7 protein-coding genes and 3 pseudogenes are annotated in these 14216 nt (G+C 61.1%); 4 read left to right on the top strand and 6 right to left on the bottom strand.

The window, feature by feature from the left end:
• Positions 1–197: 197 nt before the first annotated feature.
• Genes ACVWXC_RS10730 through ACVWXC_RS10720 form a run of 3 tightly spaced genes read right to left on the bottom strand, consistent with a single transcriptional unit; the run spans position 198 to position 4337 of the window.
• A complete protein-coding gene (locus ACVWXC_RS10730) occupies positions 198–518 on the bottom strand; it encodes a nucleotidyltransferase domain-containing protein (RefSeq protein WP_011430170.1) in 321 nt (106 codons plus the stop codon).
• Positions 515–3571: a DUF559 domain-containing protein gene (locus tag ACVWXC_RS10725; protein ID WP_457392624.1), complete on the bottom strand. Its 3057-nt coding sequence runs from the start codon at positions 3569–3571 to the stop codon at positions 515–517. The genes ACVWXC_RS10730 and ACVWXC_RS10725 overlap by 4 nt, the downstream gene beginning before the upstream one ends.
• A gap of 7 nt (positions 3572–3578) precedes the next feature.
• Positions 3579–4337: a DNA methyltransferase gene (locus ACVWXC_RS10720; RefSeq protein WP_457410473.1), complete on the bottom strand. Its 759-nt coding sequence runs from the start codon at positions 4335–4337 to the stop codon at positions 3579–3581.
• Between the two features lie 196 nt (positions 4338–4533).
• Between ACVWXC_RS10720 and ACVWXC_RS10715 the strand changes: the two are divergent.
• Positions 4534–4717, top strand: a pseudogene (locus ACVWXC_RS10715) (hypothetical protein); the annotation flags it as partial.
• 95 nt (positions 4718–4812) lie between these two features.
• Here ACVWXC_RS10715 and ACVWXC_RS10710 read toward each other — a convergent pair.
• Positions 4813–7068: a ComEC/Rec2 family competence protein gene (locus tag ACVWXC_RS10710; protein WP_457392630.1), complete on the bottom strand. Its 2256-nt coding sequence runs from the start codon at positions 7066–7068 to the stop codon at positions 4813–4815.
• 445 nt (positions 7069–7513) lie between these two features.
• Between ACVWXC_RS10710 and ACVWXC_RS10705 the strand changes: the two genes are divergently transcribed.
• Positions 7514–7714 carry a hypothetical protein gene (locus ACVWXC_RS10705; RefSeq protein WP_041438278.1) on the top strand — a complete coding sequence of 67 codons (201 nt, stop codon included), beginning with the start codon at positions 7514–7516 and terminating at the stop codon, positions 7712–7714.
• Positions 7715–7790: 76 nt separating this feature from the next.
• Entirely contained in the window at positions 7791–8633 is an 843-nt protein-coding gene (locus ACVWXC_RS10700) for a prepilin peptidase (RefSeq protein WP_011430174.1), read from the top strand.
• 60 nt (positions 8634–8693) lie between these two features.
• Here the strand turns inward: ACVWXC_RS10700 and ACVWXC_RS10695 are convergent, their stop codons facing one another.
• On the bottom strand, positions 8694–12656 hold the full coding sequence (locus tag ACVWXC_RS10695; protein WP_457392634.1) for a magnesium chelatase subunit H: 3963 nt from the start codon (positions 12654–12656) through the stop codon (positions 8694–8696).
• 315 nt (positions 12657–12971) lie between these two features.
• A pseudogene (locus ACVWXC_RS10690) lies at positions 12972–13102 on the bottom strand (IS200/IS605 family transposase); the annotation flags it as partial.
• Positions 13103–13152: 50 nt separating this feature from the next.
• On the opposite strand from ACVWXC_RS10690, the pseudogene ACVWXC_RS10685 reads away from it, so the two are divergent.
• Positions 13153–14099, top strand: a pseudogene (locus ACVWXC_RS10685) (transposase).
• Positions 14100–14216: the final 117 nt, after the last annotated feature.

Below are 14216 nucleotides of genomic sequence, written 5' to 3'. Positions count from 1 at the left end.
AGCATGGAGCAGATAGTGAAGACTTCTTTACTACTGATCAATCCATCCTCCTTCCGAAGTTGGTTTGCTAAGTGCTGCTATTGTACCCCTTGAGCTCTTAACAGGCTGTAATGGAGAGATGAACATCCGGCGCTTTTTTGAGGACTTCGAAGGCTTTGATGTCGCGCTCCGCTAGGCGCAACAACCGCCAAGCCTCCTCAAGATGCGGCTTCATAGAGGTCTTTTCCCTGCTTGCGCGCCCAGTACAGCACGGTGCCTGGCACACGGCTGCGCCGCTGGTATTCCGCCTCGGAATAAACGAGGATATCCAACCCTGGGCCCATATCGCCCACCGCTTCGTGCAAACGAATCATTTCGGCGTACCGATCAGACACCTCTGGTTTGATCACCATGATGTCTAGGTCGGAACCCGCGTCGGCATCGCCGCGGCCATAGGAGCCAAACAAGAGTACGCGGCTGGGCTGGGCCGCTGCCACGATACGCCGGACGATCTCTTGCAAGGTTTGATCATCGATCATATTGGCAACTCCATTACCTTCAGGCTCTCAATGCCCCGGTCATCCACGATCTTGACGGCAATGCGCTTGTGCTCGCCCGGTGCGAAGGGCAACGACACCGTACCGCTATAGGCTTTTATGAGGTCCTCGTCAATCTCGGCCTTGAGATTGCGCGCCAGCTTCGCCCAGCCTTCTTTCTCGCCCGCCATCGGGAAGAAGACCTGACGGGGGTAGAGGCAGCGCCCGTCGTAGTCGGTATCGAGCATCCACATGGCAATCTTGTCCTTGCCGCCCGATTCGATGGCCCCGGTCTTGGTGTTGTAGTAGTCGAAACCGTGTACCTCAACCACAAACCAGCCATCTTCGGCTTTGCGCAGCTCCACATCCGGCTGCCCGATGAGCCAGAAGGATTCGTTACTGGCGCGCTTCTTTTTGAGGTCGTCGGTGAGTAGGTCGGCGTTCATTTGGACTTTGAGGAACTGCATGCCGGCCAGCTCTGGCTTCATCTCGTCAATATCTTTTGCTGCTTCGGGGTCAAATTGAAAGGCGGCGAAGATCAGCAGTTTGGGCTGTGGGCTGAGCATCCGCGCCTCTTGCCAGGCATGCTCAACTTGCCGCTGCTCGAGCGGGCCATATTCCGGGCCGAAGGAGACGACCACGCGCATGGGATCGTAGGCTGGCGCCGTCTCGCGCACGGTATTTGCCCCTTCGTCGCTTGGCCGCGTTTCCCCCTCGGCATGGAGCCAGCGGCAACCGGGCAGGGGCTCTAGGCGGGCAAAGCGGATGTATTGCCCGTTCTTGCCGCGAATGCCGGTGCGCAGCAGTTCGTCACGCCATTCGGCCTGGCGCAGGGTCTCGCCGGAGCGGGTAATAGACGTATCGGCAGGTTGCGGCTTCTCCTCCAAAATCTCGTCCACCGACTTGACCGCCGGTGCCGGCACCGCTTCAACCGTAAAGGGGCCGGTGACGCGCACCTTCTCCCTGTCCACAAAGGGCTGGTCGTAGAGCGTCTCCTGCGGCGCATGGCGGGCGATGGCGGCGTCGATCTCCTTTTGGAGGGTGCGGCGGGCTTGATGGAAACGCTCGAAGGGTTCGCGCGCTTTTTCCGGCCAGTCGGCAGGAAACGTAAAGGGCACTTCCCATTCCACCAGCTCGTTGACCTTGACCACCTGGCCAGCGGGCATGGTGAAGGTTGCTTCATCGGGTGCGGCGAAGTCCACGAACTGGCCGGCCCGACCGCCTTGGGTGACCTGGAATTTGACCGGCTGGCCATGAAGCGCAGCGTTCAGCTCAGCAAGGGCCGCTGCCACTGCCGGATGGAGCCGCGCGTAAATGCCGTCGATCTCCGGGTTATTGGCGATGGACTTGAGCGTGACATGGGGCACGGTCTTGTACTTGAAGCCGGAGCCGACGCCCTCCTGCGGGTGCGCCAGTTCGTAGTAGTCGAAAACCGCAGTCATCAGCCGCTGGCGGGCGATTGTGATCGCGACGCGTGAGGTGTCGCAGGTGATCCAGCGCCGGCCCCACTGCTCGGCAACGTAGGCGGTGGTGCCGCTGCCGCAATTGTGCACGACGCACAGCTCCGTGATGAAAGAGTGCGCGTCTTCTACCTCCAGGTCATACAACTCCTCTTCGGTTTCTTGCGTGTGGAGTTCGGCGATGCGCACGGCGACCCGCTGCGGACCAAAGAAGACCCAATCCCCCACAGCCAGGTCCTGCGCTTCCACCCATTCGGCCTTCTCGACGCTGAGCTGAAGTTGGCAGGCGTGTCGAATGGTTTCGTAAACGCCCTCCAGATTGGACAGCACCTCCCTGGCCGGGACGCGCAGCACCTCCAAGCCCAGCTCGCGGAGATAGGCATCGCGGGCCTGATCGTGAGCCAGTGCCTCTTCGCTGCTGTGGGCCAGCACGCCGTCCACCTCGACGACAAGTTGGGCGTCGCGGCTGTAAAAATCTGCTATATACCGACCGATGGGATGCTGGCGTCGGAAGGCGAAACCGGTTTGGTTGTTGCGCAGCGCCGTCCACAGCTTACGCTCCGGCGGGGTCATTTCACGCCGCAGCATTTTGCTTCGCCCGCGCAACCCCCGGGGAATGCCCGACCAGTCGTTATGCCCTCCCAGTGAGCGCGGGCGGCGTTTGGCGAGCACCTTGTGGTCGGCAGAGAGCCAGAGCGTCGCGTCAGTTTTTTCGTGGCGGATGCCGATCATCTTGCCGCGGTACGGCCGGCGGATCACGCGCACGACGCGATGCGGTTGCCCGTCATGCCCCAAAACCCAGTCGCCGGGCTGGATGGATTCGATGGGGCGCAGGATGGCCCTATCCCATTCAGCCCCACCCCGGCCCTCCCCACAAGCGGGGAGGGAGCAGTGTCCCCCCCCATGCGGGGGGACCACAGGGGGGCTGCTTCCCGCATGCGGGGGGACTACAGGGGGGCTGCCTCCTCCATCCTCGGAAAGCAGTGTGGCCCCTCCACAGTTGGCCTCTTCCTGGTTAGCTTCTCCTCTGTCAGCCCCTCCCCAGCCCTCCCCGTAAACGGGGAGGGAGCGTCCCCCGTCCTTCACACACCACACCCGCGTCCCCTTCCGCACACACGTCGGGTCAAACACCAAATCGCCCGGGTCGGTGGTCATCAGGAGGCAGCGCTCTACAACCTTCGTACGCGTTTCAACCACGTATCGTTGCTCAGGATTGAATCCGGCCGTGTCGTCCCAGACCTCAGACAAGACCTTGAGCGGATAATCGTCGATATAATATTTCCATCGAAGTTTGCTGCCATCCTTAGTCACGCGACCCGTGCGTTTCAACGCCTCCATGCCATCGGGGTAGATCAGCTTCCAATGGCTGTTCTTGTTCGGTCTGAAGGTCTCTCCCTTAAATTGGAGCGGCGTATCCTCGCCCGGCGGCCCCGAGCTCTCCAGGCTTACGAGCTGGAAGACCTTTGCTCCCGCTGGCAACAGCGACGGATCGACCATCTCGGCCCGGGTAATCTTTCGCACGGTACCGTCGGGTAGCTCCACATTACTATAGAAGGCATCAGGCAGCTTTTCAGAATACAACTGGCGATATTTCAAATATTTTTTATCCCTGGCATACCAGATTCAGATAATCACTCGTCCGGCCTAACTCGTTGGATACCATGCTGCCGGTTTTAGCGAACGTGATAAGTCGCACAAAATTCCCCGCCCCAAACACTTCATCCATCAAGCAGCGTACCAGATGGACGTTCTCGTCGCCGATCTGCACGAAGATGCTGCCGCTTTCGGTGAGGAGTTCTCGCGCCAGCAGTAGCCGGTCGCGCAGGTAGGTGAGGTAGGAGTGGATGCCTAGCTCCCAGGTGTCGCGGAAGGCGCGGATTTGCTCTGGCTCGCTGGTTAAATCCTCGTCTTTGCCGTCCTTGACGTCGCGCTTGTTGACGAAGGGCTGGAAGTTAGAGCCGTATTTGATGCCGTAGGGCGGGTCGAGGTAGATCATCTGCACTTTGCCCGCCATGCCCTCTTTTTCCAGGAGCGAATTCATCACCAGGAGCGAGTCGCCAGCGATGAGGCGGTTGGTCCAGCCGTGTTTGTGCTGGTAGAACTCGACGGCCTGGCGCAGCGGCTCTCGGCGTTCCTCTTCAAAAAGGCTGAGTTGCTCCGCGCCGCCGCTGCCGTTCCGCTTCTTCACCGCCTCGATGATCGTACGGGGGTCGATGCGCTCTTGGACATGGAGCGAGATCGTCGGCACCGCGAACGAGGTGTGCTCGGCCTTGCCGGCCCAGACCAGTTGCGGGTCGAGGTGAGGATCGTAGGCATAGCGCTTTTTCGTTTGCCCGGCATCCGGGTCAGTCTGGGGCGTCACCAACCCCACAGGTGGATTATTGACACGCTCTTTGTCGCGGTGCTCGTAGGATTCGATTGGGCGTTTGGTGTCGGTTTTCTTGGCTGCTATCCAGTCCTGCCTGTTGGTTTGTCGTGGGCTTAGTGGGAAGGCTAGCTTGAGAGCATGACTCTAGTCAATAATAAGCTCAACTATACTGAAAATAATGTATAATATGTTCAGTACGGATTACTACCAGTTGATCTTTCTGTTTACTTTCGAGTCTGCCAACATGGTAGCCAAAGCAAAGCAGAAAATTGGTAGTAAGACGACACGGAAACTGCGCTTTGGGTATTCTACTCAAAGCTTTGCGGGATACCGCCATTCTGGTTGGAAACAAACAGAATGCTATCGCTGCATAGTTGAACAGTGATGTTCAGCAGTGTTCAGCGTAAATGTATCAGTAACTTTTGATCCAGCCTTGAGCTGTCGCCTAAGCCCTTCTCCCCCAAGCCACCTATCCGTCCAGTGGCGCCCGCAGGGTTTGCACGCCCCGGGGCGACCAGGTTACTGCTCCAACGCGCTCGGCAATGTAGAGGGGCCGTTGCTTTTGCCGAAACCAGGTGGTCACTGCCTCGCCAACAGGGCCGGAGCTGATGCCCGCCTGCACCTGAAAGCGCTCCAGCAAGTCCAGGATCAGCGATCCCCCATCCCACCACAGCCAGTCGATCTGGGCCGGCAGCAAGGGGGATCCGGTCAGCTCCGCCTGGACAGGGGGGCCGGCGGATCCCAAGAGCAGCCAGCGGGATCCCTCGGCCTCCAAGGTCAACACCAAGGGGTTGGTGTGGACGGCCTGCAGCTTCAGCCGCTCCGAGAAGGGGATCCGGTCGGCAGGCCGCAAGACTTGATAGGGGATCCCGGCAGCTTGCACGGCGCTAAGAGAGCGCAGGTAGCTGTCCGAGGCGGCATTGACGCCGCCCCCGTCCCAGAACTGCCCGATGGAGAAAGCTGAAAGCAGGATCTCCCAGCCCCCATTGGCCGAGCCGGCAGAGGTCATGGCCACCGCCCCCTCCAGACGGCGCAGGCCCTGCTGCCGCAAAAAGGGCAACACGGTGCGCTCGGCCAGGCGGGGATTGCCGCTGTTGAGCAAGAGGTGGCGTCCTTCGGCTTGGATGGCCAGGACGGGGAGGCGGCCACTGGCCAAAGCGGTGATCTCGACCAGCGGCCCCGGCCACAGCCTTGGCCCCAAGAGGATGGCGGCCATTATCAGAGCAGTGCCCTGCCAGCGCAAAGCCCGCCGCCAGCGGGGCCAAAAGGTCAAAGCCACCAGCGCCCCGTAGAGAAGTAGACACTGGAGCAGCGAGACCCTGCCGGTGTAGTAGGAGCTCAGGGGCCAGCTGGCCATCCAGCCCACCCAGTTGATCAAAGGCGTGATCAAAAACGTCAAGGGCCGGGCCAGCAGGGATCCCAGCCCCGGCCAGAGCAAGGCCACAAAAGCCACCCCAAACCCCGCCACCAGCAGGGGCACCAAGAGAAGCAGCAGCAGCGGGTTGGCCAGCAGCGAGTAGGTGGGGATGCGGCCAAAGATGGCCACCTGCAGCGGCAGCGTCCAGATCTGGGCGGCCAGCGGAACGGCCAGAGCCGTGGCCACCGCCGGCGGCAAAAAGTCCAGCCGGGATCCAATCGGCCCTGCCCCCACCAGCAGGCCCAGGGTGGCGGCAAAGCTGAGCTGAAACCCCAGATCGGTAATCCACAGCGGCTGGTAGATCAACAGCAAAACCGCCGCCACCAGCAGCGTCCCCAGGGGGTTAAGCCTAACTTTTCCTTCCAGTCTTGGCTCCGTCAACACCAGCATGGCCGCTGCCCCCATCACCGCCGCCCGCAGCACCGAAGGGGTAAAGCCCGTCAAGGCCAGGTCAATCCCCAAGACCGCCAGGAGGATCCCCTGCTGCAGGCGTACCGCCAGCCGCCGCGTTAGGACAAACACCACCCCCACCAGCAGCGACACGTGAAACCCAGAGGCCGCTAGCGCATGGGCCAGGCCAACTTCTCGAAAGGCATCCTGCAAATCAAAATCCAACTGGGCAGCCCGGGATCCCAGCACCAAGGAAGCCAAGAGGTTCCCCTGCCGCTCCCCCAGCCCGGCAATGAACGCCTCCCGCACCCGCCGCCGCAGCACCCAACCTCCCCAGCCCCTTCCCCCCGGCTGGGGGATCACCTCGCGGGCGATGAAGCCGGCAAAAGCCCCCTGCCGCTGCAGATAGGCCTGAAAGTCAAAGCTGCCCGGGTTTAAGGCGGGACTGGGAAGGTAGAGGGATCCCGTCAGGCGCACCCGCTGGTTGGGATGGAGATCCTGGCTTGGGAGAGCCTCAGGGCTGGCAGTGACGTAGAGCTTGCCGCTTACCTGGCGGGCCGTTTGGTTGGCCTCCAGCACCTGCTCCGCCTCCAGCCAAAATTGCCGCCGCTCGCTGCGGGTGGGGCGGGGCTCCGAAAGAACGGTGCCCACCAGGCTCATCTGCCGCTGCGGGGCCAGAAGGCTGATATCCGTCGGGCCGGGAACCGGCTGCCGCCAGCCCAGGTAGGCCCAGGCCAGACACCCCACCAGCCCCATCGCCAGCCAGGTGCGGGCCAAGCGCGGTCGTCGCCGGTACAGCAGCGATCCCGCCAATCCCAAAGCCAGCGGGATCCCCCAGCCCCAGCCGCTCGCCGCCGGCCAGGCCCGCAGCAACAGGCCCAGGATCCAGCCCAGCCCCAGCAGATAGGTTCTCTCCATCCCTCTTCAGCGCTTTTGCCCCCACTGTACTCTCGCGCTCAGGCGGGATCCATGGCGTTGTCTTAACCTTGACCGGTTGCCGACCCCGCAAGACAGAGGCAAACTGCATCCGGCCTAGGGCTGGCGCTCGCCACCAGCCGCATGCTCCCGCCAGATGGGCAACGCACCCTCCAGATCCTTCCTCTTGCAAGTTTAAGAATTGGGAAAGATGGCCCACTGGCTCTTGACGGCGATATCCTAGGGTTTAAGCTACCGAGAGGCGAGGCGGATCGGCCCGCCTCTGGTCAAAGGAGTGAGCGTCTAGCTCAAGGGATCCGCCGCTCTTAAGGAAGCTTAAGCGTTTCTAAAAATGCTCAAAAGGGGCGGACAGAACGTTAGGGATACCAGAGAATCTTGGCAGGGTCGTTAGGGTGATAGTGGGCTTTGCGAGGTGGGGAAACCGCACATGGACAGCGCTTTGCTGCAAGCAGCTCGCCAGATCTATCAATACCATTTGCAGTATCGACCGGAGGTGCTGGAGCAGCCGCCGCGGGGCGTGGTCATCCATCGCCGTACCCTGCGAGGGGATCTGATCTTTTCTGAGTTTCCCATCCTGCTGCCCCAAGAAACTTTCATTCCGCTGCAGCAGTTGGAGCCGCTCCGCTGAGGCCCTTCTGCCCAAGCCGAGCCTAGGCGCCTACGATAGCAGAGCAAGCCTCTTTTTCTCCCTGTGGACGGCTGCGATGGTGGACTTCCTTGCCAGCACCTGGGAGCTGCGCCTGTTGGTCTGGGTGCTGGTGTTGGTGCTGGGGGCCTGTGTGGGCAGCTTTCTCAATGTGGTGGTCTATCGCCTGCCGCAAGGTCTTTCTCTGCTCCATCCCGGCTCCCATTGTCCCCACTGCAAGACGCCCCTGGGCCCGATGGAGAACATCCCCATTCTGGGCTGGTTCCTGCTGCGGGGCCGCTGCCGCCACTGCGGAGCGCAGATTAGCTGGCGCTACCCTGCCGTTGAAGCCTTGACCATGGGGCTGTTCGGCCTCAGCATCGCCATCTTGGGATTTTCTCCCCGCGGGCTCCTCACCTGTGTCTTGTTGGGCTGGCTGCTGGCGCTGGCCCTGGTTGACCTGGATACGTTTTGGCTGCCGGAGTCGCTCACCCGCTCCGGCCTGCTGGCGGGGCTGCTGGCCCGCCTGGCGCTGCCCTGGCTGGAAGGGTCGGGATCCCTGGCCGCCATGGGCTGGTCACTGGTGGCCGGGATCGCGGGCGCCGTGCTGGGCATCTGGCTGTTGGAAGGCATTGGCTTTGTCGCCCGTTGGGTTTTGCGGCGGGAGGCCATGGGCGGAGGAGATGGTAAGCTGCTGGCCCTGATCGGCATGTGGCTGGGCTGGCAAGGGGTGTTGGTGGCCCTCATCTTGGGCTCTGGGCTTGGTTTGCTGGGCAGCCTGCTGGCCATGGCCGGGGGAAGGGCCCGCCTGGGCAAACCCATCCCCTTCGGCCCCTACTTGGCTCTAGGCGGCGCCGTGGCCGCCTTGGCGGGATCCCCCCTAATCGAGGCCTACCTACGCTGGTCGGGGTTGCTGGGGTAGAACTCCCTCACCCCTCTTCCAGTGGCAACGGCAACGATCGGCAGGGATCCCTTTTGGCCTCTACTCCACCCCCTCGATCCGGTCTTCCACTTCTTGGTACAGCTCCTGCAGGCGCTCGATGTTGGCCTGGGAAGTCTGCCAGTAGCCACGCCCGTGCACCTCCAGCAGGGTGCCGACGATGCGCCGGAAGGAGTGGGGGTTGAGGTTCATCAGGCGCTGCCGCATCGCCTCGTCCTTGATGAAGGTCTCGTTGGTTTCCTCGTAGATCCAGTTGTCCACCGCTCCCGCCGTGGCCGACCAGCCGGAGGTATTCACCAGCCGCTTGGCGATCTCCCGCACCCCTTCGTAGCCGTGCTTGAGCATGCCCTCGTACCACTTGGGGTTGAGCAGCTTGGTGCGAGCATCGAGGCGGATCGTCTCGCTCAGGGTGCGGATCTGGGCGCTGGGCGTGGTGGTATCCGCCATGTAGGCCGAGGGGGCCTTGCCGTCCGGGCGCAGGCTCTGCACCAGCTTGGTGGGATCCGCATCGAAGTAGTGGCTGACATCCGTCAGGCTGATCTCCGACGAATCCAGATTCTGGAAGGTCACGTCCACCGTCTTCAGGCTGGCCTCAAACAGCTGCCGCATCTGCTGGTTGGGCAGATTGGATCCGAAGGCAAAGGACTTACGCGAGAGGTACATCTCCCGCAGCTCGCTCTCGTCCTCCCAGGAGCTGTTTTCCACCGCCAGGTTGATGTTGGCCGAGTAGGAGCCAGAAGCGTTGGAAAAGACCCGCGTTGCCGCCTGCTCCAGCGTCAGCCCCAGCTCCTTGGCCTGCTGCAGAGCGTGCTTGCGCACATAGTTCAGCTCCAGCGGCTCATCGGCCAGGGCCGCCAGCTTTACCGCCCGGTCGAGGAGGGCCATTTGGTTGACAAAGAGATCCCGGAACACGCCGGAGCAGTTGACCACCACGTCAATGCGGGGCCGCCCCAGCTCCTCCAAGGGGATCAGCTCCACCTTGTTCACCCGCCCCAGGGCATCCGGCTGGGGACGCACCCCCAGCAAACACAGCACCTGCGCCAGCGACTCGCCGTAGGTCTTGATGTTGTCGGTGCCCCAGAGCACCACCGAGATGGTTTCCGGGTACCGGCCACCGTTACTGCTCAGCTCGCGGGCCAGCAGCCGCTCCACCACCATCTCCGCCGACTTAATGGCCGCTGCCGTGGGGATAGACTGGGGATCCAAGGCGTGGATGTTGCGCCCCGTCGGCAACACAGCGGGGTTGCGGATGGGATCCCCGCCCGGCCCCGGCAGGATGTACTCCCCTTCCAAAGCGCGAAGCAGGGATCCCAGCTCATAATCGGCCGTGATTTGCTTGAGGCACTCTTCCAAAAACTCAAACAAAGGCTTGAGCAGCTCCGCCTCCACCTGCGGATAGCCCGCCTCCTTGAGGGCCACCAGCCAGGGCGCCTGCCGCCCCATGTTGAAGAAATTGAGCTTGGCCACCCGCGAGACCCGCCCCTGGGCGTCGGTTTGCTCCTGCACCAGGGCCGCCACCGCCTTGTGGCAGGCCTTGTTGATGCGATCCAGCAGCTCCGTATCCGCCAGGTGCCCTTGATCCCGGTTGCGGTAGAGCTCGTCGATGTCTCGGCCCAGGCTCTGGGCGAGGATGCGCGGCAGGCCGAGGATCCCTTCTTCCGGGCGGTCGATGCTGGCGATGCTCACCAGGGTAGCGATGGCCTCCTCCGCCGTGGGGGGCGCCCCGATCACATGCAGGCCACAGGGCAACAGCCGCGACTCGATCTCCATCAGCTTGGCGTAGAGCTTGCCCACCACCGTGTCCCGCTCTTCCAGGGTGAGCTGGGCCGCATCCACCTGGGGCAGCTCCACATCCTTGTCCAGGTTGACCAGGCGCGCCTTGTCGCAGATGGCATTGACAATCTGAATGCCGCGTCCTCCTTCCCGCAGGCTTTGGTAAGAGCCGATCAACTCCCGCAGCTCCTGCAGCCCCTTGTAGAGGCCGGCGTTTTCTGCCGGCGGCGTCAGGTAGCTGATGGTGCAAGCATAGCCGCGCCGCTTGGCGATGGTGGCCTCGCTGGGGTTGTTGGCGGCGTAGTAGTACAAGTTGGGCAGGGATCCGATCAAATTGTCCGGGTAGCACTCGCCCGACATGCCGATCTGCTTGCCCGGCATGAACTCCAAAGAGCCATGGGTGCCAAAGTGGATGACCACGTCGGCCTTCCAAACCTTTTCCAGGTAGGTGTAGTAGGCGGCAAAGCCGTGGTGGGGGCTGGCCGATCTCGAAAAGAGCAGCCGCATGGGATCCCCTTCGTAGCCAAAGGTGGGCTGCACCCCGATGAACAGGTTGCCAAAGTGCTTGCCGTAAATCAGCAGATTTTGCCCATCGGTATTCAGGTGCCCCGGCGCCGGCCCCCAGTATTTCTCAATGGCTTTGACATAGGGCGTCAGGGCCTCATATTCCCGCACCGACAGCTTGGCCGCCACGTTCAGCTCCGGGCTGGCGTACTGGGCCTGGGGATCGTGCAGGATGGACTCCATCAGCTCCTGCGGCGTTTTGGGCAGCTCTGGCCCCAGGTCGTAGCCGTTGTGGGCCAGCGCCTGCATCACCCGGTGGATGGAGGCAAACACATCCAGGTAGGCCGCTGTCCCCACATTGCCCTTGTCCGGCGGAAAGCTGAAAACGGTGATGGCGATCTTCTTCTCCAGCTTGGGCTTGCGCCGCAGATTGGCCCACTTGATGGCCCGCGCCGCAATCAACTCAATCCGATCCTGCAGGGCATGGGCCTTGCCGGTGACGGCGTCCCGCCCTGAGAGGATGATGGGATCGATGGCCCCATCCAGTTCGGGAATGGCAATTTGCAGCGCCACCTGCACCGGGTGCAAGCCCAAGTCACTGTTGGCCCATTCCTCTGTCGATTGAAACACCAAGGGCAGTGCCACCATGTAGGGACGATTGAGCCGTTGCAGCGCCTCCACGGCTTTGGGGTGATCCTGCCGCGCCGGCCCGCCCACCAGGGCAAACCCGGTTAGCGACACCACCACATCCACAATTGGCGCCGTCTTCTGCTCGTTCCAGAAAAACTCGTTCACCGGCTTGGAAAAGTCCAAGCCGCCGGCAAACACCGGCACCACCCGCGCCCCGCGCGACTCCAGCTCCTGCACCATGGCCACGTAGTGGGCATCGTCCCCCGTCACCAGGTGGGTGCGCTGCAGCACCAGACCCACGCAGGGGGCCAAGGGATCCTTCACCTCCTCTGGCAGATCCTCGCGGGCGTTGTACCAATCCCAATACTCCGCCAGGCTGGCAAACATCTGCGGCGCCAGCGGGTGCCAAATGCCCATTTCCAGATAGGTGACCGGCTCGGCAAACTTGACCTGATCCCGCATCCCCGGCAGGTAGCGATCCGCCAGCATCAGCAAAAAGTTCTCCAGGTTCTCGCGGGATCCGCCCAGCCAGTACTGGAAGCTAAGCATGAAGTTGCGGGCATCCTGGGCCTTGTCAAAGGGCAGGTACTTCAGCACCTTGGGCAGCGTCTGCAACAGCTTCAGCATCCCCTCCTGGAAGTTGGATCCCTGCTGGCGCTTGCGCATGAACTGGGCAATGGCGCTCTTGGACTGGCCCAGTTGCGCCATAGAAAAGGATCCCAGCTTATTCAGGCGCATCACCTCCGGCATGGAGGGGAACACCACCACCGCATCCAACCGCTCCCGCAGGGGTTCTACCGCCTGCACCACCTTCTGGGCGATGTCCTCAATAAAGATCAGGGAGCCAATAAAAACATTGGCCGTCTCCAGATCCCGCCGGAAAGCCTCATACCCCGAGGGATCCCGCAGCTCCTCCACCAAGTAGCCAGACAGCTCCACCGCCAGCTTGGGGTTGCGGGCGTTGATGCGCTGCACCGCTGCTGTCAGGGCACTCTGATACTGCGGCTCCAACACCACGTACACCACCTTCATCAGTCGGCGCCCCCCTAGCTCGTCAGGGGCCACGTGGCGGGTGATGGGCTTAACCAGAGTAAACATGCGGTCGCTCTCCCTTGTGCAATGCAAAAAAGCAAGTGGGCCGGGAATGGGCATTCTTCCCTAGCACCTGTTTCCCGTTCTACCAGAGAACCGGATCCCTGCCGGGGGCATGACGCCAGTCTCGTAACAATTCGCAATAATTGCAAAGGGGGCTCTTCTCTTGAGGAGATCTCAAGGATCCAGACCTGGAAGGGCCCAGAGCGGCTCTCCTACACAAAAGGATAGTTTGGTAGCCCCGCACTTGAGTGCGGGGCGGAAAAGCCCGCTAGCCACTTTAGTGGCTTACCCATGATGGGGGTCGTTGATATAGTTTCATAGCTCAAACAACCTCTTCCTGACTTCTCCTACCAAGACCTCTTTCCTTCTCTTTGGCCAAAAAATAAGATGAACAACCGCCCGCCCACAACATGACCGCGGCGATTGTACCGTTGACTTTCCTCTCGCATTATCGCTTGCCCATGTCAGACTGCGGCTGCCATGCCGCTTGCCAACAATGATGGAGTGCGGCTGTCAGCAGGTTCGAGTCAGGAACAGGGAGCTAGTCCCCCTATTAGAGTACTTATGTCAACAGTCTAATAAGGTGTACAACTGTGCTTTGTACTATGCGAGACAAGTCTATTTCAAAACGAAGCGATGGGCAAGCTATGGTGCGCTTTGCGCTGAGATGGCGAGAACCCAAAACAAGCACTTCATCGCAATGTATGTCTCCGCCGCGCAACAGACCTGTAAGTCTGTAGCTGGAGTGGGTCTATGCCAAGCCTGCCCAGCCCAAATCGCTGGATCCGAGAAAAGCTCTAGCAATTGACCACGGAGTCAACAACTGGCTTACGTGCGTTAGCAACTTAGGACATAGCTTCATCATTGATGGCCGCAAAGTCAAGTCCTTCAACCAGTGGCACAACAAGGAGCTGGCTAGGCTCAAGACTCACAAGCTGCAGGGGTTTTGGTTGCAGCAGCTTGACCGAACTACGGAAACCGGCGGATGCGGGATGCAATCCACAAAGCTGCGCGCAAGGTCATTGACTTCTGTTTGCACCACTCAATTGGGAGAATCCTCTTCGGTTGGAACAAAGAACAAAAACAAGAATGCGGTTTTAACCAAAACTTTGTTTTCATCCCAACAGGTCGGTTAAAGGAGCGTATTGCGCAATTATGTCAGCATTATGGATGGAGTTTATTGAGGTAGAGGAGGCGTACAGCTCGCAGGCAAGCTTCCTAGATGGAACCTAATTATGGTGAAAAACCCGACGGGTGGAGACCCTCTGGAAAGCGCGTCAAGCGGGGCCTGTACCAAACGGCAGAGGGGTGGTTGGTCAACGCTGATGCGAATGCTGCCGCCAACCTGTGCTTAAGAAAGTCAGCAGAACCTTGGGGCTTTGCCTTCAGGAACTGTCTAGAGGCGCTTTGACAACGCCGTTACGGGTTCTTTTGTGGGCTGCGTAAGAATCCCCTGGGTGGGAGTGTCAAGACAAAAGGGATCCCTGCCAAGCCGCCTTATTCCAAGCAAGTTCTGGGCGAGATCAAGGCACCTACAAAAAAGGATGAGACCCATACCGCTAC

The sequence above is a fragment of the Thermostichus sp. OS-CIW-20 genome (genome assembly GCF_054061455.1).
Note: the sequence above shows the minus strand (reverse complement) of the source record. Positions and strands in the feature narration are given on the sequence as shown.

Coding starts and splice junctions, on each gene's coding strand:
- ACVWXC_RS10730 (WP_011430170.1), bottom strand. CDS start 518: ATGATCGATGATCAAACCTTGCAAGAGATCGTCCGGCGTATCGTGGCA.
- ACVWXC_RS10710 (WP_457392630.1), bottom strand. CDS start 7,068: ATGGAGAGAACCTATCTGCTGGGGCTGGGCTGGATCCTGGGCCTGTTG.
- ACVWXC_RS10705 (WP_041438278.1), top strand. CDS start 7,514: ATGGACAGCGCTTTGCTGCAAGCAGCTCGCCAGATCTATCAATACCAT.
- ACVWXC_RS10700 (WP_011430174.1), top strand. CDS start 7,791: ATGGTGGACTTCCTTGCCAGCACCTGGGAGCTGCGCCTGTTGGTCTGG.
- ACVWXC_RS10695 (WP_457392634.1), bottom strand. CDS start 12,656: ATGTTTACTCTGGTTAAGCCCATCACCCGCCACGTGGCCCCTGACGAG.